The following is a 22,531-nucleotide window of genomic DNA, read 5'->3' as shown; positions in this document are numbered from 1 at the left end:
GAATTCCATTTGGCGATAAAACCTACCACTAAGCGCGGTCGCACATCTTCGAGGGGCTTCGATATAGGTTTTCTCACCACAATGGAATTACTTTTTACAGCTTCATATTACTGCTATGCCCAGGTGAGAGCTTCGCTTCTGGGTCAATATATACTTTTGCGTTATTTATAGCGGTAGGAGCTTCACCGAAGCCAACGGCAATGAGCTTGAGCTTGCCAGGGTACGTCGTAATATCTCCAGCAGCAAAAATCCCACTGACACTTGTCTCCATTCGTGTATCTACAACAATGGAGCCGCCTTGAATTTCAATGCCCCATTCGGCAATTGGGCCAAGAGAGGAGACAAAGCCGTAGTTCACGATGACGGAGTCTACTTCGATCTCGATTTGTTCCTTCGACTTAACATCGGTAATTGTCACACTATTAATGCGGCCATCGCCATGGAGCGCTGTAATTTCTTTAGGGGTCACCACGTTAACTTTTGAGTTCATCAGGTTTTCTACACTATGCTCATGCGCGCGGAATTTATCCCGGCGATGTACGAGCGTCACACTCTCAGCAATAGGCTCAAGCATTAGTGCCCAGTCAACGGCAGAATCCCCGCCTCCTGTGAGCAGCACCTTTTGTCCTTTGAATCTGCTGAGATCACCAACGAAGTAGTGCAGGTTGCTCTTATCGTATTGTACAGCATCAGGCAGTTCCAGCTTACGGGGCTCAAAAGCACCAACACCAGCGGTAATAATAACAGCTTTTGCATAATGTACAGCTTTATTGGTTATGACTTCAAATAACCGTTCGTTCTTTTTATTTACGGATACAACTTTCTCCTCTAATAATACTTCAGGCTGAAATAAACCAACCTGCTCAATTAATCGATCAACTAGCTCTTGGGCTGTAACTTTTGGAAATCCAGCTACGTCATATATGTACTTCTCGGGATAAAGAGCAGCCAGCTGTCCACCAAGCTGAGGCATACTTTCAATGATTTTCACAGAAGCCTGGCGCATACCGCCATAAAAGGCCGCGAATAGTCCGGCAGGTCCACCACCAATAATGATAATATCTACAAGGTTTTCGGGCGATTCAAAGGATGACATGGAAAGCACCTCCAAAGTTTTGATGATCTGCTTCCTATTATATGCCTGCCATTTCAAAGAAGGAAATATTAATTTGTATGCTGCTCTAAAGTTTTTCGTATATTTTGCTCTTGAAGTTTAAGTGAAAACTATGTAATATTTCTGATGTATTGTATGTATGGCGCCGAATTTGGACCAGTCGATATAGAAGAAAAAGCTGGCTAAAGAGATGTCGGAGCGATAATCGGACCAATAAATGACACAATTCGCTGGTTGAAAAATATAGATCCAGCACGGATTGTGTAATTTTTCACAAACAAAGACACATAAACAAGCTAAGGAATGGATGGGATCATACGATGAGCAACATACCCAAAATTGTCATCTTAGGAGCTGGCTACGGCGGTGTGCTTACTGCACTGCGGTTGCAAAAAGAACTTAATTATAACGAGGCTGACGTCACACTAGTGAATAAGCACGATTACCACTATATTACAACACATTTGCATATGCCAGCTGCTGGTACGGATAATCCTGAGAATGCGCGTGTCAGCATTTCGAAGCTGATTGACGAATTCAAGATCGACTTCGTGAAATCAACAGTCGTACAAATTCGCCCGCAGGATAAAAAGGTTATCCTTGAGGATGGAACATTATCGTATGATTATTTGGTCATTGGTCTCGGCGGCGAGCCGGAAACATTTGGTATTCCTGGTCTTGGCGAGTACGCGATGAATATTCGCAGTATCAACTCTGTTCGTTTGATCCGTGAGCATATTGAATATCAATTTGCACGCTTCAAACGTGAACCGCATCGTACCGACTACCTTACTTTCATTGTTGGCGGTGCAGGCTTTACTGGTATCGAATTTGTTGGCGAATTGTCTGATCGTATTCCAGAACTTTGTAAACAGTTTGATGTCGATCCAGCACTCGTGAAAATTTATAATATTGAAGCAGCACCAACCGCTCTGCCAGGCTTTGATCCTGAACTCGTCGAATACGCAATGGACATATTGACGAAGAAGGGCGTAACGTTCCGTATTGGAACAGCAATTAAAGAATGCACGCCAGATGGCGTCGTTGTTGGCGAAGGCGAAGAGATCAAATCGCAGACGGTTATTTGGACCGGCGGTATCCGCGGCAATCGTTTGATTGAAGATGCTGGTTTTGAAACGATGCGTGGACGTGTGAAAGTAGATGAGAATCTGCGTGCTCCTGGCCATGAGAACATTTATGTGGTTGGCGACAATTCCTTGATGTTTAATCCAGAAGGCCGTCCTTACCCGCCAACAGCACAAATTGCGATGCAGCAAGGTGTTGTTTGTGCACACAACCTGATCGCGTCTATCCGTAACCAACCGCTGAAGAGCTTCACGTTCAGCAATAAAGGTACGGTTGCATCACTTGGTAAAGGTGAGGCAATTGGTCTCGCATTCGGCAAGAAGTACAAGGGCCGTACGGCTGCTTGGCTGAAAAAACTGATCGATCTGCGTTACCTGTTCATTATCGGCGGTATTCCGCTTGTGCTGCGTAAAGGGAAATTCCTATAATGCGTCACTGCAGCGTTCAAGTCCGCGGATTATTAACACGGGATGAACTCGACCGCTACAATGCTTTGATGGAAGTCGGCTCGTTCCTCGAATCGCAGATGCGTCATGATTTGTCGTATACGGTGCAAAAAGAAGTAGACCTTCTCATCCAGCCAGCGATTGAACGGCTGAAGGAAAAAGGCCGCGAGCGCGACCGCGCGACAGAGCTTTATCTGGAACAAAAACGTCTCGGCCTGTTGGACGAAGACGACGACGAATAAGTAAAAGGCTTTCGCTACGGCGAAAGCCTTTTTTTATTGGCAAGATCATCGCCGATCTTACCGCTGCCCTAGCCGATCTTAACTGTTTAACCGGCTAACGAATCGTAGTCACCTTATTTAGCGAGAAATGGCCTCTTCTTAAACCTAACGAATCCTGATAACGCTATTTGACTAGTTTCGTGCATAATGAGGCGTGAAAGCAGGGAATAGCGTTACTAGGATTCATTACAATTATAGAACCATCCATTTCAAGCAAATAGCGTGATGTAGGTTCGTTAGCATAGATTAAGGGTATTCTGACGGTCTCCCGATTTAGGAAGTGTGATAAGTGTTATTGTTGGGACTTATAAAGATTATTCAATTCAAATATTTCACTTATAATCGCTGGTGAATTAGGATATTAACAAATAATGGTTGTTAGGAGGTTGTTGATTTGAACAATTTCTTTTCTATCTCTGTTGGGGGACTCGTATGTAAGGATGGAGAGTTGTTACTGGTCCAAGAGACAAAATATCTGTCTTACGATGTGTACACCTAAAAAAACGCCACAGGAGTTACCCTGTGGCGTCACTTGTCTATAAAAACAGGTTAAACGAGGATGGAGCAGGCTGAATGATTCTGGAGAAGCGCAGCGTTCGCCTTTGTTCCCCGATTGCCACCGCTAAGCGGCTTGGAATCAAGAAATCGGGGAACAACAGCGATCGGAAGAACATTTGACAGTGAAACTCCTCCTACTAACCTACAGCTTCAGCATTGAAACAAACTTCTCCGAGTCAAGCAAATTACCAACGAAGAAATCACCGAAGTCACCAAAACGCGCACTAACTTCGTCAAAGCGCATTTCGTATACAAGCTTCTTGAACTGAAGCGCATCATCGGCAAACAGCGTAACGCCCCATTCCCAGTCATCGAAACCAACGGAACCAGTAATGATCTGTTTTACTTTACCTGCATACTTACGTCCAATCATGCCATGACTGCGCATCATTGTGCGGCGGTCATCCATGCTGAGCATGTACCAGTTATCATTGCCAGAACGGCGTTTGTTCATTGGGTAGAAGCAAATATGTCTTGCTTTCGGAAGGGATGGCTTCAGGCGCGCAACAATCTCCGGATTTTGCAATGGATCACTGCCTGGCGAATTCACGTAGTTGCTTAGCTCAACAACACTCACATAGGAATGAGCAGGTTGTGTAAATTCAGCGAATAGTGTTTTGTTGAATGCTGTTTCGATCTCATTCAGTTCTTCAAGCGTTTCGCGAAGGTGCATGAAGACGAAGTCAGCTTTTTGGCCAACGATCGAATACACCGCAGTACTTCCTTGTTTGTTTTCATCCACACTGTTCCATTCCGTCAGGAAGGATTGGAGCTCGTCCAGTGCTTGGCTCCGTTCTTTATCGCTTGCAAGCCGCCATGCCGCCCAGTCCATCGAACGGAAATCATGCAGGGCATACCAGCCTTCTAATGTAATGGCTACTTCACTCATGGTTAAAATCTCCTCTCGTCGCATTGCTTTTAACATTGTATCGTAAACAATTCCGCTAGAGCAAATGTCGGACTTGTGACAAATAGCCGCTTCTAATTGACTTCCTTATTTCCATTATTTAAACTGAAGAGCGAGACTTTCCAAAGGAGAAGAGGACATGCTTCAATTAATTGTAGCTACGGTGCTGTTCCTAGTTATGATGTTCGGCATCGGCTTTATACTTAACATGCTTCTCAAAACAACCTGGTTTCCCATTTATGCGTTTATCATTGTACTGCTGCCGGTTTATATTTGGCAGACTTGGGATGATACTGTTTCGTTTGTCGATAATTTCACGGAGTTTACATATGTCGACGTAATTCCTGTTCTTGGTGCTTTGGCAGGGGCGTATGTCAGCGGATGGGCGATTCGCGCGCTGCGTCGCGGCGGATATAAGATGTTTTAAATTTCACAAACGGTTATCGTTATCCCTGTAAAGGGCACGAGGCCGTTTTTTATTTGGTGGGAACCCCTCATATTTCTATTTTTGTATTCGTCCCCACCTCTTCTTTTTATGTTAAAATGATAGAAAGTACGTTATGAGATGGAGAGATGCAATTGCGCATCGGTAATCTACTGCAATATACAGAGAATCATCGTTATTACATTTTCCGAGATTTTTCGCTAAGCAGCTTGGACTATAAAATGTTGTCGCTTATTTATCAGCCGATGATAGGCGCTTTTTCTATTGCTTTGTACCAACAGCTGTACCACGGGATTGCAGAAGGCACCTCGGGCTATTCTACCATTGAGACACAACGTAAGCTGTTCCTTGGACTTGGACTTGAGATGAATGAAAAAAGCAGAAAATACTTGATTGATCAGGCTTCGCGGCTTGAGGCGGTTGGCCTCTTGCAGACATCGCGGGTCGGCGTGCCGGATCAGGCAGATATTATGTATGAGTATGAACTATCACAGCCTATGTCGCCGAGTGAATTTTTCCGCAACCAGCATTTGACGCTGCTGCTTCGGGACAAGATCGGCAAATACGCGGTTATTTCGCTTCGTGAGTCATTTGGTGCGCAAGAGCCGGATGAGCTCGTGAACAGTCAGCTGTCGAAAGAAAACATTTCCGTTCCGTTCTATGAGCTGTTTCAGCTTAATACGCATTCGATTGACCAAGAGCTTGAGCAGGCACTGACTGAGGTTGCGCCTACTCGTCAGGCGGCGCCAAGAGCCCAGCTTGAGACAGCAGGTATTCCTTATGGTGAGATTATTCTAAGGTTCCCTCGTAATTCTGCGAACCGGAGTTTCGTAGAACGTATGCGCGGCAATAACGAGCAGCTTGCCCAAGTCAATTATATCGCATATAAATACAATCTATCCGTAGCGGACATATGCCGTTTATTGGATGAGGACGGAATCTTCGCTTCAAGCGGTGAGCTGATTGTAGATGAGATACAGCTTCGTGCGAATCAACTGTACCGTCAGGACAAGAAGCGTGAAGGCGATCGTCAGCGTACCCTCGCCCGTGTTCAGGCAGCAACGGAACAAGCTAATGATTCTGAGGAAGAACTCGTTGAGTTTGGCGTGCAGGAAGAATATTATTTACTTGTACCAAGCCAGTTAGCTGGTAGATGTGATGTGCAGCAATACAATATGCTTATGCGGAATGAGCCTCATACGCGGTTCCTGCAGCGCTTTTTCCCAGGAGCGGTACCTGATTGGATTGAAAGATCCTTCGAGCGGATTGACCTCAATTACAAGCTTCCGGCACCTGTCATTAATGTTCTCATTCATTATGTTATTGGTATGAACGACGCACAGCGTGTAACAAAAACTTTCGTGGAAGCCGTTGTGTCCAATATGCTTGTTAAGCAGGTGGATACTTTCGAGAAGGCTGTACTCTACGTGAGGGAACAAGCTGAAGTTGAAGCGGACAAGGAGCGCCGGAGTGCTAGAGCAGCTTCTGGGCAGACTGGAGCAAAAGGCAATACTCGTAATGGTGCACGCGGAGGAATCTCGCGTAAGCCGTCTATTCCGATTGTGCAGGACGAAGGCAAGGATGATGCAGCTATTTCGCCAGAGAAGCTGGAGCAGATGCGCCAGCTGGCAAGAAAGCTGGATGGCAAGGGATAAAACAAAAGGCGGGGTGAATGAGAATGGAATCGCTTGGTGAAATGTTGAAATCATGGCCTGGCGGAAAGTCGTTAAACGATCAAGCAGATCAAAGGCTTGGGGAGCTAATGGCGGACCCTCTTGTTGAGCGTCTGTTCATCAAGCACCCTGAGCTGGATGAAAGAGCGGTTCGTATGAATATGAATCGCGTCTATCAATATGTGAAGGAATATCGCAACTGCTCGAATTGTCCGGGTCTGGACAATTGCCCGAATGATTTCGAAGGACATTATACGTTGTTATCCTGCGAGACTGTAAGTGATCAAGTCCAATTGATAGACCGGAAGGTGTCTTGCAAGAAGTTTATGGCAAGGCGCAGCGAGGATCAGATCAAGAATCGGATCCGCAGCTTCTATGTGGATGAAGTGGCACTTAACAACGGTTATTCGGCGGATGAAATTTTGTTTAAAGATGCCAAACGGACAGAAGCGGCCTATCAAATATTAGCTTATATTGATAAGACGAAGGAAGAAGGACTGCAGAAGGAAGGCTTATATCTTGCCGGGAAATTCGGTACAGGCAAGACGTTCCTAATGTGCTACCTCCTGCACGAGCTTGCAAAGGCGGGTTACTCTGGAGCGATCGTCTATATGCCGGAATTCGTAGAAGACTTGAAGTCTATGATGCATGAGCCTGGGAAACTGCGGGAGACGGTAGAGATTATGAAGGAAACCGATCTTCTAATATTTGATGATATTGGCGCAGAGAACTTGAATCCATGGGTTCGAGATCATGTGCTTGGATCTATACTTAATTACCGGATGAACCGTAAGCCTACGCTATACACCTCTAATTATGAGCTTGATGCACTGGAGAAACACTTCAGTTTTACAAGCAAAGATGGAGATGAACAGTATAAAGGTGAGCGTTTAATGAATCGGATTAAGCCTTATGTCGAGGTCGTTATGGTAACGGGTGAGAATAAGCGAGGCCGGAAATAAGAGGAAGAGGCTGCACATTTGTTCACATGTGCAGCCTCTTTTTGTGAAAATACTTTAACTATTTACCGCGTTAATAACTTGTAGTATACTCTCCTCAGGGGAGGTGAGAAAATGTTACATACTTGGAAAAATAAAGATCAAGATGTGCAACGTTGGAAGATAGAATTGGTTTATAGGAATACAGAATAAGGCTGTCATCTGAGATTATGAACGCTAAGTAAATGGAAAGCAATACTTACAATGCAAATATTCAGAAAAATTAAAAGATTTGAACAAATAGAAAGGCAGCGGATCATTCAGGCACCAAACGGATTGATAAAATCACGTGCTAATTAGAGGAGGAGATAGGATGATTACTCGAAAGAAACCCATGAAGTTTTTATTTCTATTAAGTATTTTGGCTATCGTAATCGCAGGCTGTTCTAGTAATAACAATGGTAACAGTACCAATTCTCCATCACCAACAGCGACAACAGCAGACGAGTCAGCGTCCCCTTCTGCAGAACCATCTGAAGATCCTAGCACGCCTAAAGTAGGCGGTACGTTAACAGTAAGTACATTCTCCGACATCGTATCGGTCAATCCAATATTCGTAAATGATACGTCATCCGGCGATATGCAGTATTTGTTATTCGCCCAGCTGTATGATCTAGACCGCGACGGCAACCTGGTTGTACAGCCTTGGTCGATCGCTGCTGAGCTTCCAGAAGTCTCGGAAGATGGCAAAACGTACACAGTGAAAATGAAAAATACGGCCAAATGGAGTGACGGTCAGCCGATCACTGCAGAAGATTTGGTCTTTACCCTTAATACAGTTATTAACCCAAAAACAGGTGCACCAGGTATCAGCCTTTATGACAAGGTTGGCAGTGTAGAGAAAACCGACGACTACACGGTTAAAATTACACTGAAGCAAGTGTATGCGCCATTCCAATATTCCCTGATGCTCAATCCGGTGCCAAGCCATATCTTGAAGGATGTGAAGCCTGAAGACTTGCAGGCAAATCCATATGGTAAGGATCCTGCCAAGACGGTTACAAGTGGTCCTTGGAAATGGTCGGAATGGAAGACAGGTCAATACGTAAGTCTCGAAGCGGATCCGAATTACTGGGGTGAAGTGAAGCCAAACATTCAAAAAGTCGTGTACAAAATTTATGCGGATCAAAATACCGAGGTTCAAGCTCTGATTAAGGGTGATGTTGATACATCGCTTGCGATTCCGATTACACAGCTTGAAGCGGTAGAAAAGAATGACAAGATTAATGTGATCAAAGGGGCAACTTCAACTTACGAATATATCAGTTTCAACTTTGATGCAAACAACTTCCCTGATAAATTCATTCCATTCAATACGCCAAAGAGCCGTCAAGCTATCGCTTATGCTCTGAACCGTCAAGGCATGGTCGATAATGTTCTGAAAGGTACAGGTGCCCTGATGAACGCACCATTCCTGCCAGGTTCCTGGTCAGATCCAGGCGACAAGGCAGTTAACTATGCATATGACGCCGAGAAAGCGAAAGCTCTGCTTGCCGAAGATGGATGGGTACCGGGCAAAGACGGCATTCTCGAAAAAGACGGCCACCGCTTCTCCTTCGAGCTGCAATACAACGCCGGTAATAGCCGCCGTGAAGCCGTATCCCAAATTATTCAGCAAAACCTGAAAGACGTTGGTATTGAAGTGAAGCCAACAGCGATTGACTTCGCAACCTGGATTGATCAGAATATTACGCCGGGTAAATACCCTGCCATTCTCCTTGGTTGGTCGCTTAGCAATCCGGATCCGGACGGCGAAAGCATCTTCTCATCGAAATACTTTCCGCCAGCAGGTCAAAACAGCGGCTGGTATAAGAACGAAAAGCTCGACAAGTTATGGGTGGACGGATACTCCGTTGTAGATCAAGCCGCTCGTAAAGAGATTTACGGTCAAATCGCAACTGAGATTTCCACAGATCTGCCTTATGTATTCCTCTATCAATACGGTAATCCGCAAGGTATCGGACCAAAAGTGAAGTATGCTCCAGAAGATGCTCCAGAGCCAACCCATCAAACAGGATACTTCTACCACATGATCAAATGGTGGCTGGCAGAATAAGCAGCGTACAATCGATCGTTTACAGGAGAAGAGGGCATGGCCCTCTTCTTCCTTGTAAACCTTTAAGTTAATGCTTTCGAAGTAGAATTGCCATAGGCAATTCTTTTAGGAGGATGGGATATGACCGAGTTTTTTATTCGCCGAACGCTTCAGTCCGTCTTGGTGCTATTCCTGATTACGCTCGTTACCTTCGGGCTTATCCATGCCGCTCCGGGAGGACCTTTTCAAATGATGCTGGCGCCAGGCTTATCGCCGGAGGCCATGAAGGTACAAGCACATAATATGGGGCTGGATCAGCCGCTTCCTATGCAATATTTACATTGGTTAGGCAATTTGCTGCAAGGTGATTTGGGATATACGTTCAAGAATCATTTACCGATCGGCCAAGTGATTTGGCCAACCGTAGAAAACACATTTGTTCTGATGGGTGTAGCATGGCTGCTGACCCTCATCATTGCCATTCCATGGGGTATCTACAACAGCACGAAGGAGTATAGCCTCTCCGATCAGACGGCCTCTTTTATTTCGTATATTGGATTTGCGATGCCAACCTTCTGGTTCGGGATCATCCTACAGCAGATCTTCTCGATAAAGCTGGATTGGCTGCCGCTCGCTGATATGTACACGATGGATAAAGAAGGCCAGCTTGGCGACTTGATGATGCATCTTATCTTACCCGTCTCTGTGTTAACGCTAAGTTTCCTAGCAGCATATGTGAAATATTCACGCTCCAGCATGATGGAGGTGCTTGATAAGGATTATATCCGTACCGCACGGGCAAAAGGGGTGCGGGAAGGTAAGGTTATCTACAAGCACGCTCTCCGTAACGCTCTAATTCCTGTCATTACGATAGTTGCGCTTGATCTGCCGCTGCTTGTTGCGGGTGCAGCATTAACCGAAAGTGTATTCAATTGGCCGGGAATGGGACGTTTATTCGTCCAGATGGCGGTTGCGCGCGAGTATTCCGTTCTTATGGCTATTACTCTCTTAACAGCTGTTATTGTTATTGTTGGCAATCTGATCGCCGATCTGCTCTATGCGGTTGTTGATCCACGTGTACAGCTTGGTAAGAGAGGGGGGAGATCGGCATGAGCGAAGCCAATATGCAAACCTCTGCCATTATCCCGCCGGTTGACGTGCAGGCTGTCAAGCCGCTCAAACGTCCCCCAGGGCCTTGGCGTACAGCATGGTCCAAGTTCCGCCGTAATCCATATGCAATGAGTGGTCTTGTTGTTCTACTGGTTTTTGTCTTCTGTGGGGCGTTCGCTCCGTGGCTTACCAAATATGATCCGGCAAAAATTGATTTGATGTTCGCCAATTTGAAGGCAGGTACCGATGGCCATCTACTCGGAACAGACGAAGTAGGCCGTGACATATTTGCACGATTGCTGTACAGCGCACGGATCTCCTTGACCGTCGGATTTGCTGTTGCGGCTGGATCAGTCATCATTGGAACCTTGATAGGGTCCATATCCGGTTATTTTGGAGGATTTATTGATACCTGTTTCATGCGGCTTGTAGACGTGATGAATTCGATTCCATTATTGTTCCTGAATATTCTCGTGCTCGCGATCTTTGGTACAGAGTTCCGTTATATGATTAGCGTTCTTATTCTAACGAGTTGGATGAGTGTGGCCCGACTTGTGCGAGGCACATTCCTGCAGCTTCGAGAGATGCAGTATGTGGAGGCGGCAAGAGCGATTGGGGTATCGAACTTTGGTATTATATTTAGACATTTGCTCCGTAACGCCAGCTTTCCTATTATCGTAAACGCTACGCTAATGGTAGGAGCCGCTATTCTCAGCGAATCGGCCTTGTCTTACCTGGGTTTAGGGATAAAGGCCCCCGATACAAGCTGGGGACTTATGCTGACGAATGCACGTGAATTTATGCTGATTGATCCCATGCAATCCGTTTATCCAGGTGTCTGTATTCTTCTAGTAGTGCTTGCCGTGAATTTTATAGGTGATGGCATTCAGGACTCATTGAACCCGCGGCAGAAAATGTCCGAGAGGAGGATCGACAGATGGCGGAAAAGCTTCTTGAAATCGAAAATCTAACAGCCGGCTTTCTAACGGTAGGCGGAACGGTAAAGGCTACCGAGCATGTGTCGCTCTCACTCGACAAAGGGCAGACCGTTTGCCTGGTAGGGGAGTCCGGGAGCGGTAAAAGCGTAACTTCCCTCGCGATCATGCGCCTAATTGATTTTAACGGTGGTGCGATTCTGGAAGGCAGTATTAAGTTCCAAGGCGAAGATTTGGCGAAACGAAGCCAGGACGATATGATCCGCATTCGCGGGAATAAGATCGCGATGATCTTCCAAGATCCGATGTCATCTTTAAATCCAGTCTACACCGTAGGGGATCAAATCGCGGAAAGTATCGTTCTTCATCAGAGGAAGAGTAAGAAAGAAGCCCGCAAAATGGCAGTAGATATGCTGCGGCTTGTTGGTATTCCGGCTCCTGAGATTCGCGCCAGACAGTACCCGCATGAATTGTCCGGCGGGATGTGCCAGCGTGTTGTCATTGCTATTGCCTTAGCCTGCGATCCAGTACTGCTCATTGCTGATGAACCTACAACAGCGCTTGATGTAACAGTGCAAGCCCAAATTCTTGATCTGCTGCGCAGTCTGCAGAAGGAGCTTGGCATGTCCATTCTGCTCATTACCCATGATATGGGTGTTGCGGCTGAAATGGCTGACCGCATTGCGGTCATGTATGCCGGTATTATTGTAGAAGAAGGCAGCGTAAGTGAAATATTCTCACACCCCAGCCACCCTTATACGGTAGGTCTTCTGAAGTCGGTACCAGGTCTTGAAGGATCACGTGGTGATGAATTGTATACGATACGCGGCAATATTCCGGGGCTCAGTCAGCTTCCGGTGGGCTGCCGCTTCCATCCACGCTGCCCCTACGCGAAGGATATTTGCCGGGAGAAGTCACCTCCATCATTCACGGTAGGTGAAGAGCATCAAGCTTCATGCTGGATGTATATGGAGGATGGCGGGGCAGCAGCATGGCAGCAAAATGAATCGGAGCAGAGGTGAGTCGAAATGAAAGCGGAATATCTACTTGAGCTTCGTGGAGTGAAAAAATATTTTCCGATTCGATCTGGGCTTCTGAACCGGGTTGTTGGCCAGGTTAAAGCGGTCGATGATATAACCCTGTCGATCCGTAGAGGGGAGACGTTTGGGCTCGTTGGTGAGTCGGGCTGCGGTAAATCAACGCTTGGCCGGGTTGTACTTAATCTTCATCAGGCAACGGAAGGTGAGGTCAACTTCAACGGTACAGATGTACAAAAGCTGAGCGGGCAAGAGCTGCGCCGGCTGCGCAAGCAGATGCAGATTATTTTCCAGGATCCGTTTGGTTCGCTTAATCCAAGGTTTCTTGTAAAGGATATCATTGGAGAGCCGCTGCGACTGCATGAGCGGATGACGGAGAGGGAGATCGACAGCCGTGTCGTCGAGCTGATGGAGCTGGTTGGGCTAGATGCGACCCGCAGAAACCGCTATCCGCAAGAGTTCTCCGGCGGACAGCGTCAGCGGATCGGAATTGCAAGAGCTATTGCCTTAAATCCCGAGTTCATCGTAGCAGATGAAGCGGTATCTGCTCTTGACGTATCCGTTCAGTCACAGGTCATAAACCTGCTGATGAAGCTGCAGCGAGAGCTGGGATTGACCTTCCTATTTATCGCCCATGGTCTTAATGTAGTAAGACATATTTCCGACCGTGTTGGTGTGATGTACCTAGGGAAAATCGTTGAGGTTGCGCCTACAGAAGAGCTGTTCGCCGAGCCGCTTCATCCGTATACGGCAGCGTTATTATCCGCGATCCCACGGCCGGATCCAGCACGCAGGCGGGAGAGAATTGTGCTGCAAGGGGATGTGCCTTCACCGGCTAATCCGCCTTCGGGCTGCCGCTTCCATCCGCGTTGTCCTGCAGCACAAGCAAAGTGTAGTGTAGAGGAGCCAATACTTCGCGAGGTTAATGGCGGGAGACAGATTGCCTGTCATTTTCCGCTGAGTGCAACTTAAATCGTTAATGATGGAAGGCTGGGCTAACGCTCAGCCTTTTTACTTTGAGCGGATTATAAGCTTAGCTTATGCAATCAATAAATATTTTCCAATTTCTATTGACAGATAATTGGGCGGCTGGTAAGATTCATCCATAACCAACTAAACAGGTAGGAATAATACAGACTACCCGGACCACCGGATGCTAACATTATTCTTCTGTCAATAAAAATAGGGGTGTGTTGACTATGAAGAGATTAGCTATTGTCCGTTCGCTTGTACTTATCCTTACGTTTACCCTGGTGCTTGCAGCATGCGGCGCCAACTCTAACTCCAATTCCAACTCAAATAAAAATGGAAATAAAGAAGCAGCCGCTACAAACAATGCCGGTACAGCTTCTGAAGCTCCTACTGATAAACCAAAACCACCAGTAGAATTACTTAACGTTTCGTATGACCCAACTCGTGAATTATATGAGAACTACAACAAAGCATTCGCAAAATATTGGAAAGATACAACTGGCCAAGAAGTTACCATTAAGCAATCTCATGCCGGTTCCGGTGCACAAGCGCGTGCGGTAATCGACGGCTTGAAAGCAGACGTTGTTACTTTGGCACTTGGTTATGATATTGATGCTCTTGTAGAACCAGGTCTTATTAATGCCGATTGGCAGACGAAGTTCGAACATAACAGTGCTCCATACACCTCAACAATTGTTTTCCTCGTTCGTAAAGGCAATCCAAAAGGCATTAACGACTGGAGCGACCTTGTAAAAGACGGCGTTGAAGTCATCACACCAAATCCGAAAACCTCTGGCGGTGCGCGTTGGAACTATCTCGCAGCTTGGGGTTACGCTCTGAAGCAAAACAACAATGATGAAGCAAAAGCACAAGAGTTCGTAAAAGAGCTGTATAAGCATGTACCTGTTCTTGATTCCGGCGCTCGCGGTGCTACAACGACATTTGTAGAAAAAGGAATCGGCGACGTTCTGCTTGCTTGGGAAAATGAAGCATACTTGTCTGTTAAAGAACTTGGTCCAGACAAATTCGACATCGTGTATCCTTCGCTTAGCATCCTGGCAGAGCCTCCAGTTGCAGTTGTTGATAAAGTAGCTGATGACCGTGGTACAAGAGAAGTAGCAGAAGGTTACCTGAAATATTTGTACTCGGATGAAGGGCAAGAGATTGCTGCTCAAAACTACTACCGTCCAATTAACGAAACAATCGCTGCGAAATACAAAGATCAATTCAAAGATCTTGAACTGATTACGATCGACGACTTTGGCGGCTGGAAAACTGCTCAAGAGAAGCACTTTAATGATGGCGGTATCTTCGACAAAATTTACACGCCAGGCTCGTAAGATTAATGAAGATGACCACTGATGAACGGAGCTGACTTCACATGAAAGGTTCCAAAGCAAAGAAGTCTAAAAATGTTTTGCCAGGCTTTGGCCTGTCGATGGGCTTCACCATTGCTTACCTGAGCTTGATCGTTCTTATCCCTCTCGCCGGTGTGTTTGTGAAAACAACCGGCCTGAGCTGGAGCGAGTTCTGGGCAGTCATTACGAACCCTCGGGTAATCGCAGCCTATCGAATCAGTTTTACGACTTCCTTTTTCGCTGCTATAACGAATCTCGTCTTCGGGCTGCTTGTTGCGTGGGTGCTTGTTCGTTATCGTTTCCCCGGGAAAAAGTTAATCGACAGCCTCGTCGATTTGCCGTTCGCTCTCCCGACGGCGGTAGCAGGTATCGCGCTGACAGCGATCTACGCACCTAACGGTTGGGTTGGCTCGATCCTTGAGCCGCTTGGACTGAAGGTCGCTTACACGCAGCTTGGCATTACGATTGCTTTAATTTTTATTGGTATCCCGTTTGTTGTACGGACCGTACAGCCTGTCCTGCAAGACTTCGAGAAAGATACGGAAGAAGCGGCAGTGATGTTAGGGGCTTATCGGTGGCGTACATTTTGGAAAGTGATTTTTCCGGAGTTGCTGCCAGCGTTGTTAACCGGGTTCACGTTGGCCTTCGCTCGGGGAATCGGGGAATATGGTTCAGTTGTCTTCATCTCCGGCAATATGCCGATGAGAACGGAAATTGCCCCGCTCCTGATCATGTCGAAGCTTGAGCAATTTGATTACAAAGGCGCTACAGCAATTGCTTTGGTGATGCTCATAATTTCCTTCTTGCTGTTACTGCTTATTAATTTCATGCAATGGCGCATTAGCCGCCGTACAGCAGCGGAATAGGGGAGGATTAGAGATGGCTGGAGCAGTTACCGCGCACTTATCTCAGGAAGCATCCAAACGGCCGAAACATATAACAGAATCGGCTGGCGTAAAATGGTTATTAATTAGCATTGCTCTTGTATTTCTAGGGCTTGCGGTTGTTATGCCTCTTGTATCTGTATTTATTGAAGCTTTCAAGAAGGGCTTTGATGTATACAGGGCGGCGATTACCGACCCGGATGCCTTATCTGCCTTGCGCTTGACCTTATTTGTTGCTCTGATTGCGGTACCTCTTAATGCCGTGTTTGGTATCGCAGCAGCATGGGCAATCAGCAAATTCCGTTTCAAAGGGAAGAACCTTCTTATCACCTTAATTGATCTACCGTTTGCAGTATCTCCTGTTATATCAGGAATGATCTATATTTTATTGTTTGGTGCACAAGGCTTCTTTGGACCATGGCTCGACAAGCATGATATTCAAATCGTATTTGCATTACCAGGTATTGTTCTAGCAACGGTCTTCGTCACTGTTCCATTTGTTGCACGCGAATTGATTCCTCTTATGCAGGCACAAGGAGTGCAGGAGGAAGAAGCGGCTGCAAGCCTAGGAGCAAAAGGGTGGCAAATCTTCTGGCGCATTACGCTGCCGAATATCAAATGGGGTTTGCTGTACGGCATAATCTTAAGTAACGCCCGTGCGATGGGGGAGTTTGGTGCTGTATCCGTCGTATCTGGTCATATCCGGGGAGAGACGAATACACTGCCTCTTCATATTGAGATTCTCTATAATGAATATCAGTTTTCTGCATCCTTTGCGGTGGCATCCTTGCTCGTTATGCTGGCGGTTCTGACATTGATCGTCAAGGCCTTGTTCGAGTGGAAAACAAATCAAAGATCATCACATGAAATACTGGACTAATTTTTTTTAATATTAATACCGAGTAAATCGGTTGATTATGGAGGGGTTAATAATGGCAAAACCTTTGGAAGTAGATCAAGTGTGGTTGGATCGTATTCTTGAACAAGTGAACGGATTGCAATATGGTTCTGTCAATATTACCGTACATGATGGACGCATCGTTCAAATTGATCGTACGGAGCGTACACGTTATGATCAACCGCCGCATAAACAAGCTTCAACGGAGCAAAAGGCAGCAAATGGCGATCAGTTGCGCGCAGTTGCTCAATAATAAGATAGACAAAAAAAGCTCCGTATCGAAATCCGATACGGAGCTTTTTTGTGTTAAGAGATGATGAATTTCACGATGACAGCTGCAGCGAATAGCACGGTCATAAAACCGAGCATACCGCCAAAGCCCATCATAACGTCCATCAAGTCGTGGCGCGGTTCTTCGTTCACATGTTCGCGCGGATCACGTACATTTTCCATATGATTACGCCTCCCTTGAAGACCATTCAGCTTTTAATAGTATACCCAACTTTACGAATAATTGTAAAGCAATTGATTGACAAATATAAGGCGAAACATGCGTTCGATATGTTAAAATAAAAGAATGCAAAAGTAGCCCCGAGCTTATGTTTTCGAAGTAAGAATCACCACAACTAGCCAGAGTTCGGCCATTTATTCTTTTCTTATGCTTTCGAAGTAAGAATCACCACGGAACTGGCCAGAGTTCGGCCATCTGTGTGGCAATTCTTTTTAGGAGGAACAATATGGATCAGCAACAACAGAATACAGCCATCAGCCGGGCAGAAGCCGAAGAGTTAATCCGCAACAAATTAGCGCTGCTTCCAGATCAGCCAGGCTGTTATTTAATGAAGAATGGGGAAGGCACCATTATCTATGTAGGTAAAGCAAAGGTGCTGAAGAATCGTGTTCGATCCTACTTCAATGGCAGTCATAATGGCAAGACACAACGCCTCGTATCCGAAATTCGGGACTTTGACTATATTATTACCTCAAGTAATATGGAAGCACTCATCCTGGAGTGTAACCTGATTAAGCAATATCATCCGCGGTATAATGTGCTTCTTAAGGACGATAAGACTTTTCCATATATTAAGATCACGAATGAGACCCATCCGCGTCTTGAAGTGACTCGCCGTGTTGTGAAGGACAAGGGGAAGTATTTTGGGCCGTATCCAAATGCCTTTGCTGCTCAACAAACGAAGAAGCTTCTTGACCGGCTGTATCCGCTGCGCAAATGTGGTACCTTGCCGGATAAAGTGTGCTTGTATTATCATATCGGCCAATGCATTGCCCCATGTGAATTCGAAGTGGAGCAAGGGCAATATGACTCGATGGTTCAGGAGATTACAAAATTCCTTAATGGCGGTCATGATGTGGTAAAGACTGATCTTCAGCGAAAAATGGAAGCTGCGGCGGAAGAGCTGGATTTCGAGCGGGCTAAGGAATACCGAGATCAGATTATAAATATTGATGCCGTGATTGAGAAGCAGAAGATTACGATGAATGATGCCCTCGATCGCGATATATTTGGCTATGCGGTGGAGAAAGGCTGGATGTGCGTTCAGATTCTGTATATGCGACAAGGTAAAATGATTGAACGCCGAGGTACATCCTTCCCGTATTATGGGGAAGAATATGATGACTTCATGACGTTCGTCACACAGTATTACAGCGATAACCCAGCGCTGCCGAAGCAGATCTTGCTGCCCTTGCCGCTCGGGGATGAGGAAAGTACCGATGAATCCGCGAACGTTCCGGACGAGTTCGCAACAATGCTGCATAACTGGCTGAAGGTGAAGGTATTACTGCCGCAGCGTGGACGGAAAAGCGAAGCCGTTACCATGGCCATCGACAATGCGAAGATTGCACTTGCTGATAAATTCCGCCTTATTGAGCGGGATGAGGAGAGAAGCATTCGGGCATCGGAAAAACTGGCAGAGTGGCTTGGCCTGTCTGATGTACGGCGAATTGAAGCTTTTGATAACTCGAATATTCAAGGTACAAATCCGGTCTCGGCGATGGTCGTCTTTACTGACGGCAAGCCGGATAAGAAGGAATACCGTAAATATAAAGTGAAGACTGTTGTTGGGGCAGACGATTACGAAACGATGCGTGAAGTTGTCCGTCGTCGGTATGAGCGAGTACTTAAAGATCAACTGACGCCTCCAGACTTGATTGTAGTCGATGGAGGGAAGGGGCAAATATCAGCGGCTCTTGATATTTTGCAAAATGAGCTCGGACTAGATATCCCGGTATGTGGTCTAGTTAAGGATGCGAAGCATAAGACAGCTCAACTGATGACTGGCGATCCGCCAGAAGTGGTGCCATTGCCGCGGGACAGCCAGGAGTTTTATCTGCTCCAGCGGATTCAAGATGAGGTTCACCGATTTGCGATCTCCTTCCACCGTGAACAACGTGGAAAATCGATGATCGCTTCCAAGCTGGATTCGATTCCAGGTATTGGAGAGAAGCGGCGCAAGCTTTTGCTTAAGCATTTTGGTTCAATCAAGAAAATTAAGGAAGCCACCATTGAAGACTTCAAACCGCTATCGATCGGCGAAAAGCTGGCTTCACAAATACTCGAGGCTTTAAATGAGAGCGACAAAGAAAAGGAAATGTAGGGTAACCTCATTTCTTTTTCATATTAGCAGGAAAAGAAATGTAGGGTAACCTCATTTCTATTGCGATATTAACAGAAAAGGAAATGTAGGGTAACCTACATTTCCTTTTCTTTATTATTTACCTTTGCCGCTTTTATTGCCTTTGCCACCGGATTTGCTGTTACCGCCTTTACCGCCACCGGATTTACTACCTTCAGCTTTATCCGCTCCAGCTTTATTGCCCCCGGACTTGCCTTTACCGCCTTTGTCGCCTCCGGATTTACCGCCTTCAGCTTTATCTGCTCCAGCTTTATTGCCCCCAGATTTGCCTTTACCGCCTTTGTTGCCACCGGATTTACCGCCTTCAGCTTTATCTGCTCCAGCTTTATTGCCCCCAGATTTGCCTTTGCCGCCTTTGTCGCCTTCGGATTTACCGCCTTCAGCTTTATCTGCTCCAGCTTTATTGCCCCCAGATTTGCCTTTGCCGCCTCCTGCTTTCTTAGCTGCAGCTTTGTTAGCGCCTGCACTTCTACCGCCAGGACTTTGGTTACCAGGGCTTTGGTTGCCAGGGCTTTGGTTACCAGGGCTTTGGTTGCCAGGGCTTTGGTTGCCAGGGCTTTGATTTCCAGGGCTTTGGTTGCCAGGGCTTTGATTTCCAGGGCTTTGGTTGCCAGGGCTTTGGTTACCAGGGCTTTGATTGCCAGGGCTTTGGTTGCCCGGACTTTGGTTGCCACCAGGGCTTTGATTACCACCTGAGCTTTGGTTATTAGGCAATTCTATCACTCCTCATGAACGTAATACTAGAGTATATGAAGGATGCTAGAGTTACTCTTGTACAGGAGTGGACAAACGGACGAAATAGTCCCTTGTCCATCTCTTCTTACAGAGCGATACTTGTAATTTTGTGAAGTGGAACATACACAATATAAGGCGTTTTGTAGCTCACTGCAGAGAATGTAGCATTTCCGTTTTGGAAGCCTGCCCATTTCACTTTATCAAGATCTTTCCCATTATCCAGCGTCACACGATGGATAACTTGTCCGAGCGACAGCTTGCAAAGAATACTGTACGCATGTTCGGAGTTGCTCTTTCCGCTTGATTTGTCTCCTTGGTTGCTTGGAATTGCTGAGTTATCAGAGCAGCCGGATGATTTGTGGTCGCAATTGCAGCCATTCGATTTGTGTTCATAACATTTTCCAGAAGATTTGTGCTCATAGCAGCAATTCTTCTTGCTGGAAGATTTGTGTTTGCTGCCGCTTGATTTCTTCTTACCAGACGATTTGTGCTTGCCGCCGCTTGATTTTTTGCCCTTGTCATTGCATTTTTGACTCGAGCTTTGTTTATTACCGCTGTAACCGCTGATTTTTGTTGTCAATCCTATCACCTCCATAATGGTTTTAATAGAGTATATTAAGGTGAATAGAATTACTCTTGGACAAACGTTACCGTTTCTATTAAATAGGCTTTTCGGACAGCAAAAAGGGATGTATCGCTGAGGATACATCCCTTTTTAGAGTTAATTCTTTCCGAAGTCAGGCTCGTAAGTGCCGACGGTTATGCCAGTACTTTATCGTCCATGCAACAATGACTGGCAAAATGGCATAGATGATGGCTGCTGTAATATTAACAGCTCCGCCTACACCTATAAGATCTAAGCCCATGAGTAGACTGTCTAATATAGCATGAGTGAAAACGGCTGTAATAAAGCCGTATTTGAGGAAGATCAAGCAAAATACCGTTCCTAAAATAACGAGCTCTACGATCCGGGTATAAAACGGGAAGATCGGGTATCCGACATGGCCAAGCGCCCACATCGTTGTAGGAATAAGAGTGGCAATAAATGTGTTTTTGAACCACTTCTTAAATAAAGCAATCCCGAACAACCTAAATATCGCTTCTTCGGAGATCGCCGCACACCAGGCCATCATCGGCATGAGCCACAGCATATTTGTATTATATGGAGATTGAGTAGGATCGCTGGTTGCCCATGATCCGGCAAGAAACTCCATTGCAATCATAATAATAGCCTGACAACCCAATATGACAGCTGCAAAGAGATAGGATAGTCCTACGCTGCGCCATACATGGTCCCCATAACCCCGCTCGCGGAAGCCTGGCCATAATGGACGTTTTTGCGACCGCCACATACCGTCACCGGCAACGAGTGCGAAATAAACGGCTAGTCCTACTGGAATAAGCAGGACGACAGTAATGATGATAGTCGCATTCATCTCTGCGTCTGAGCGGATCTGTTCACCCAAGGATGCCATAATGCCGTCCAGCACGTTCAGATTGTTATAAATATAGAACACGATGAACACAAGGCTGATAAAAACGCCTCTTTTAAATGTGGTGTGCCGGCGGTACAGAATCGCATAAATAATAGAAAGAACCAGTGATATAAAGCACATATAGGCCAGACTGACGATGGATAAAATACTGCCAATGTCTTTCTGACCATCTACATACGTTATGTAGCTAGCAGGAGCCTGAAAAGCTGGCTTATATCTTGTAATAACCGCTTTATCATCAATCAAGCCTACACCGATGATAAGCTCGAGCGTTGCATCTCCAAGCTTATATCCTGTTGGATGAAGGACAACATCACCGTCATCATTGATGTACAAGCTCTTTAGTTCTTCTGAACGGAAGCCTTTGGTAATGGCAAAAGCTTTTGCAGCTGTCTGCTGCAGCTTTCCATTATCAGTTGGAGAGGCACCCAGCCAATGCCATCCTGTAACACTGCCGTTTGTCATATGAACGTATACAATAGCGTTGCTGCCGTCTTCAAGATCAAGATTAACCTGGAAGGTATCCGTCGGGAACTTGGTGTCATACTGGTCCTCATACGTCTTAAGTAAGTCTTCTTTAGAAAAATAACCGTTTGCCAAACTATCGGTTTGATAAATCGTATGGGACGATACAGCAGCTTCATGAAATTGCTTATTGACGAAGGCTTCTGCTGTCTGGGCTGCTTCACTTTTAGAAATGACCTTTGGGGTTGTTGAGCTGGAGAATAGCTGGTCGCCAGCAATTGGGCCAATTTGTGTAAAGATAAAAATAATTGCACCTGCAACAGCAGCCCACAGGAAACGTCTCCATTCATGGGGAGCGATGGTAGGGATCATACATAACCTCCATTTCGAATTCAGACGATGCTTATCTAATGTAACCTTATCATTATTAGCCTGAATTATCCA

At 46.0% G+C, this 22,531-nt stretch carries 21 protein-coding genes; 15 read left to right on the top strand and 6 right to left on the bottom strand.

What is annotated here, in order from left to right:
- Positions 1 to 94: 94 nt before the first annotated feature.
- On the bottom strand, positions 95 to 1,096 hold the full coding sequence (locus tag FHS17_RS21450; protein ID WP_167280478.1) for an NAD(P)/FAD-dependent oxidoreductase: 1,002 nt from the start codon (positions 1,094 to 1,096) through the stop codon (positions 95 to 97).
- A gap of 338 nt (positions 1,097 to 1,434) precedes the next feature.
- Here FHS17_RS21450 and FHS17_RS21445 point away from each other — a divergent pair, with 338 nt between their 5' ends.
- Together FHS17_RS21445 and FHS17_RS21440 are read left to right on the top strand one after the other, a co-directional pair.
- A complete protein-coding gene (locus tag FHS17_RS21445; RefSeq protein WP_167280477.1) occupies positions 1,435 to 2,628 on the top strand; it encodes an NAD(P)/FAD-dependent oxidoreductase in 1,194 nt (397 codons plus the stop codon).
- On the top strand, positions 2,628 to 2,888 hold the full coding sequence (locus FHS17_RS21440) for a hypothetical protein (protein ID WP_167280476.1): 261 nt from the start codon (positions 2,628 to 2,630) through the stop codon (positions 2,886 to 2,888). The genes FHS17_RS21445 and FHS17_RS21440 overlap by 1 nt, the downstream gene beginning before the upstream one ends.
- Positions 2,889 to 3,627: 739 nt before the next feature.
- On the opposite strand, the gene hemQ is transcribed toward FHS17_RS21440, so the two are convergent.
- Positions 3,628 to 4,374: a hydrogen peroxide-dependent heme synthase gene (gene hemQ / locus FHS17_RS21435; protein ID WP_167280475.1), complete on the bottom strand. Its 747-nt coding sequence runs from the start codon at positions 4,372 to 4,374 to the stop codon at positions 3,628 to 3,630.
- Positions 4,375 to 4,531: 157 nt separating this feature from the next.
- Between hemQ and FHS17_RS21430 the strand changes: the two genes are divergently transcribed.
- From FHS17_RS21430 to FHS17_RS21375, 12 genes are all read left to right on the top strand, one after another.
- On the top strand, positions 4,532 to 4,819 hold the full coding sequence (locus FHS17_RS21430) for a YuiB family protein (protein WP_167280474.1): 288 nt from the start codon (positions 4,532 to 4,534) through the stop codon (positions 4,817 to 4,819).
- A gap of 152 nt (positions 4,820 to 4,971) precedes the next feature.
- Positions 4,972 to 6,492: a replication initiation and membrane attachment family protein gene (locus tag FHS17_RS21425; protein WP_167280578.1), complete on the top strand. Its 1,521-nt coding sequence runs from the start codon at positions 4,972 to 4,974 to the stop codon at positions 6,490 to 6,492.
- 23 nt (positions 6,493 to 6,515) lie between these two features.
- The gene (dnaI, locus tag FHS17_RS21420; protein ID WP_167280577.1) at positions 6,516 to 7,472 is read left to right on the top strand and encodes a primosomal protein DnaI; all 957 of its coding nucleotides are present in this window, start codon (positions 6,516 to 6,518) and stop codon (positions 7,470 to 7,472) included.
- A 349-nt stretch (positions 7,473 to 7,821) separates the two neighbouring features.
- Entirely contained in the window at positions 7,822 to 9,564 is a 1,743-nt protein-coding gene (locus tag FHS17_RS21415; RefSeq protein ID WP_167280473.1) for a peptide-binding protein, read from the top strand.
- A 120-nt stretch (positions 9,565 to 9,684) separates the two neighbouring features.
- On the top strand, positions 9,685 to 10,656 hold the full coding sequence (locus FHS17_RS21410) for an ABC transporter permease (RefSeq protein WP_167280472.1): 972 nt from the start codon (positions 9,685 to 9,687) through the stop codon (positions 10,654 to 10,656).
- Positions 10,653 to 11,624: an ABC transporter permease gene (locus FHS17_RS21405; RefSeq protein WP_167280471.1), complete on the top strand. Its 972-nt coding sequence runs from the start codon at positions 10,653 to 10,655 to the stop codon at positions 11,622 to 11,624. The genes FHS17_RS21410 and FHS17_RS21405 overlap by 4 nt, the downstream gene beginning before the upstream one ends.
- Positions 11,591 to 12,610 (top strand): ABC transporter ATP-binding protein, encoded by a 1,020-nt coding sequence (locus FHS17_RS30695; protein WP_167280470.1) that lies wholly within the window; start codon positions 11,591 to 11,593, stop codon positions 12,608 to 12,610. The genes FHS17_RS21405 and FHS17_RS30695 overlap by 34 nt, the downstream gene beginning before the upstream one ends.
- 6 nt (positions 12,611 to 12,616) lie before the next feature.
- Positions 12,617 to 13,597, top strand: coding sequence for an ABC transporter ATP-binding protein (locus tag FHS17_RS30690; protein ID WP_167280469.1), 981 nt, complete (start codon positions 12,617 to 12,619; stop codon positions 13,595 to 13,597).
- 227 nt (positions 13,598 to 13,824) lie between these two features.
- Positions 13,825 to 14,937 (top strand): sulfate ABC transporter substrate-binding protein, encoded by a 1,113-nt coding sequence (locus tag FHS17_RS21390; RefSeq protein WP_167280468.1) that lies wholly within the window; start codon positions 13,825 to 13,827, stop codon positions 14,935 to 14,937.
- A gap of 41 nt (positions 14,938 to 14,978) precedes the next feature.
- Complete coding sequence (cysT, locus tag FHS17_RS21385) at positions 14,979 to 15,821, top strand: sulfate ABC transporter permease subunit CysT (protein WP_167280467.1); 843 nt, start codon at positions 14,979 to 14,981, stop codon at positions 15,819 to 15,821.
- A 13-nt stretch (positions 15,822 to 15,834) separates the two neighbouring features.
- Complete coding sequence (gene cysW / locus FHS17_RS21380; RefSeq protein ID WP_167280466.1) at positions 15,835 to 16,719, top strand: sulfate ABC transporter permease subunit CysW; 885 nt, start codon at positions 15,835 to 15,837, stop codon at positions 16,717 to 16,719.
- Between the two features lie 52 nt (positions 16,720 to 16,771).
- Positions 16,772 to 16,990: a YezD family protein gene (locus tag FHS17_RS21375; RefSeq protein WP_167280465.1), complete on the top strand. Its 219-nt coding sequence runs from the start codon at positions 16,772 to 16,774 to the stop codon at positions 16,988 to 16,990.
- Positions 16,991 to 17,043: 53 nt separating this feature from the next.
- Here FHS17_RS21375 and FHS17_RS21370 read toward each other — a convergent pair whose 3' ends face one another.
- Positions 17,044 to 17,190, bottom strand: coding sequence for a YqzM family protein (locus FHS17_RS21370; protein ID WP_167280464.1), 147 nt, complete (start codon positions 17,188 to 17,190; stop codon positions 17,044 to 17,046).
- A 284-nt stretch (positions 17,191 to 17,474) separates the two neighbouring features.
- Here FHS17_RS21370 and uvrC point away from each other — a divergent pair, with 284 nt between their 5' ends.
- Complete coding sequence (gene uvrC, locus FHS17_RS21365) at positions 17,475 to 19,352, top strand: excinuclease ABC subunit UvrC (RefSeq protein ID WP_167280463.1); 1,878 nt, start codon at positions 17,475 to 17,477, stop codon at positions 19,350 to 19,352.
- Positions 19,353 to 19,447: 95 nt separating this feature from the next.
- Here the strand turns inward: uvrC and FHS17_RS21360 are convergent, their stop codons facing one another.
- From FHS17_RS21360 to FHS17_RS21350, 3 genes are all read right to left on the bottom strand, one after another.
- Positions 19,448 to 20,065 carry a hypothetical protein gene (locus FHS17_RS21360; protein ID WP_167280462.1) on the bottom strand — a complete coding sequence of 206 codons (618 nt, stop codon included), beginning with the start codon at positions 20,063 to 20,065 and terminating at the stop codon, positions 19,448 to 19,450.
- Positions 20,066 to 20,211: 146 nt separating this feature from the next.
- Positions 20,212 to 20,706 carry a hypothetical protein gene (locus tag FHS17_RS21355; protein WP_167280461.1) on the bottom strand — a complete coding sequence of 165 codons (495 nt, stop codon included), beginning with the start codon at positions 20,704 to 20,706 and terminating at the stop codon, positions 20,212 to 20,214.
- A gap of 157 nt (positions 20,707 to 20,863) precedes the next feature.
- Positions 20,864 to 22,459 (bottom strand): CPBP family intramembrane glutamic endopeptidase, encoded by a 1,596-nt coding sequence (locus tag FHS17_RS21350; RefSeq protein ID WP_167280460.1) that lies wholly within the window; start codon positions 22,457 to 22,459, stop codon positions 20,864 to 20,866.
- Between the last annotated feature and the right edge of the window lie 72 nt (positions 22,460 to 22,531).

The organism is Paenibacillus lupini, assembly GCF_011761355.1.
Taxonomy (GTDB): Bacteria; Bacillota; Bacilli; order Paenibacillales; family Paenibacillaceae; genus Pristimantibacillus; species Pristimantibacillus lupini.
Note: the sequence above shows the minus strand (reverse complement) of the source record. Positions and strands in the feature narration are given on the sequence as shown.

Excerpts from the sequence above, each read along its gene's own strand:
- FHS17_RS21390 (WP_167280468.1), top strand. The coding sequence starts at position 13,825 with ATGAAGAGATTAGCTATTGTCCGTTCGCTTGTACTTATCCTTACGTTT.
- FHS17_RS21440 (WP_167280476.1), top strand. The coding sequence starts at position 2,628 with ATGCGTCACTGCAGCGTTCAAGTCCGCGGATTATTAACACGGGATGAA.
- FHS17_RS21450 (WP_167280478.1), bottom strand. The coding sequence starts at position 1,096 with ATGTCATCCTTTGAATCGCCCGAAAACCTTGTAGATATTATCATTATT.
- cysT (WP_167280467.1), top strand. The coding sequence starts at position 14,979 with ATGAAAGGTTCCAAAGCAAAGAAGTCTAAAAATGTTTTGCCAGGCTTT.
- dnaI (WP_167280577.1), top strand. The coding sequence starts at position 6,516 with ATGGAATCGCTTGGTGAAATGTTGAAATCATGGCCTGGCGGAAAGTCG.
- FHS17_RS21430 (WP_167280474.1), top strand. The coding sequence starts at position 4,532 with ATGCTTCAATTAATTGTAGCTACGGTGCTGTTCCTAGTTATGATGTTC.
- FHS17_RS21445 (WP_167280477.1), top strand. The coding sequence starts at position 1,435 with ATGAGCAACATACCCAAAATTGTCATCTTAGGAGCTGGCTACGGCGGT.
- FHS17_RS30690 (WP_167280469.1), top strand. The coding sequence starts at position 12,617 with ATGAAAGCGGAATATCTACTTGAGCTTCGTGGAGTGAAAAAATATTTT.
- hemQ (WP_167280475.1), bottom strand. The coding sequence starts at position 4,374 with ATGAGTGAAGTAGCCATTACATTAGAAGGCTGGTATGCCCTGCATGAT.
- FHS17_RS21350 (WP_167280460.1), bottom strand. The coding sequence starts at position 22,459 with ATGATCCCTACCATCGCTCCCCATGAATGGAGACGTTTCCTGTGGGCT.
- FHS17_RS30695 (WP_167280470.1), top strand. The coding sequence starts at position 11,591 with ATGGCGGAAAAGCTTCTTGAAATCGAAAATCTAACAGCCGGCTTTCTA.
- FHS17_RS21370 (WP_167280464.1), bottom strand. The coding sequence starts at position 17,190 with ATGGAAAATGTACGTGATCCGCGCGAACATGTGAACGAAGAACCGCGC.
- FHS17_RS21405 (WP_167280471.1), top strand. The coding sequence starts at position 10,653 with ATGAGCGAAGCCAATATGCAAACCTCTGCCATTATCCCGCCGGTTGAC.
- FHS17_RS21375 (WP_167280465.1), top strand. The coding sequence starts at position 16,772 with ATGGCAAAACCTTTGGAAGTAGATCAAGTGTGGTTGGATCGTATTCTT.
- FHS17_RS21410 (WP_167280472.1), top strand. The coding sequence starts at position 9,685 with ATGACCGAGTTTTTTATTCGCCGAACGCTTCAGTCCGTCTTGGTGCTA.
- cysW (WP_167280466.1), top strand. The coding sequence starts at position 15,835 with ATGGCTGGAGCAGTTACCGCGCACTTATCTCAGGAAGCATCCAAACGG.
- uvrC (WP_167280463.1), top strand. The coding sequence starts at position 17,475 with ATGGATCAGCAACAACAGAATACAGCCATCAGCCGGGCAGAAGCCGAA.
- FHS17_RS21415 (WP_167280473.1), top strand. The coding sequence starts at position 7,822 with ATGATTACTCGAAAGAAACCCATGAAGTTTTTATTTCTATTAAGTATT.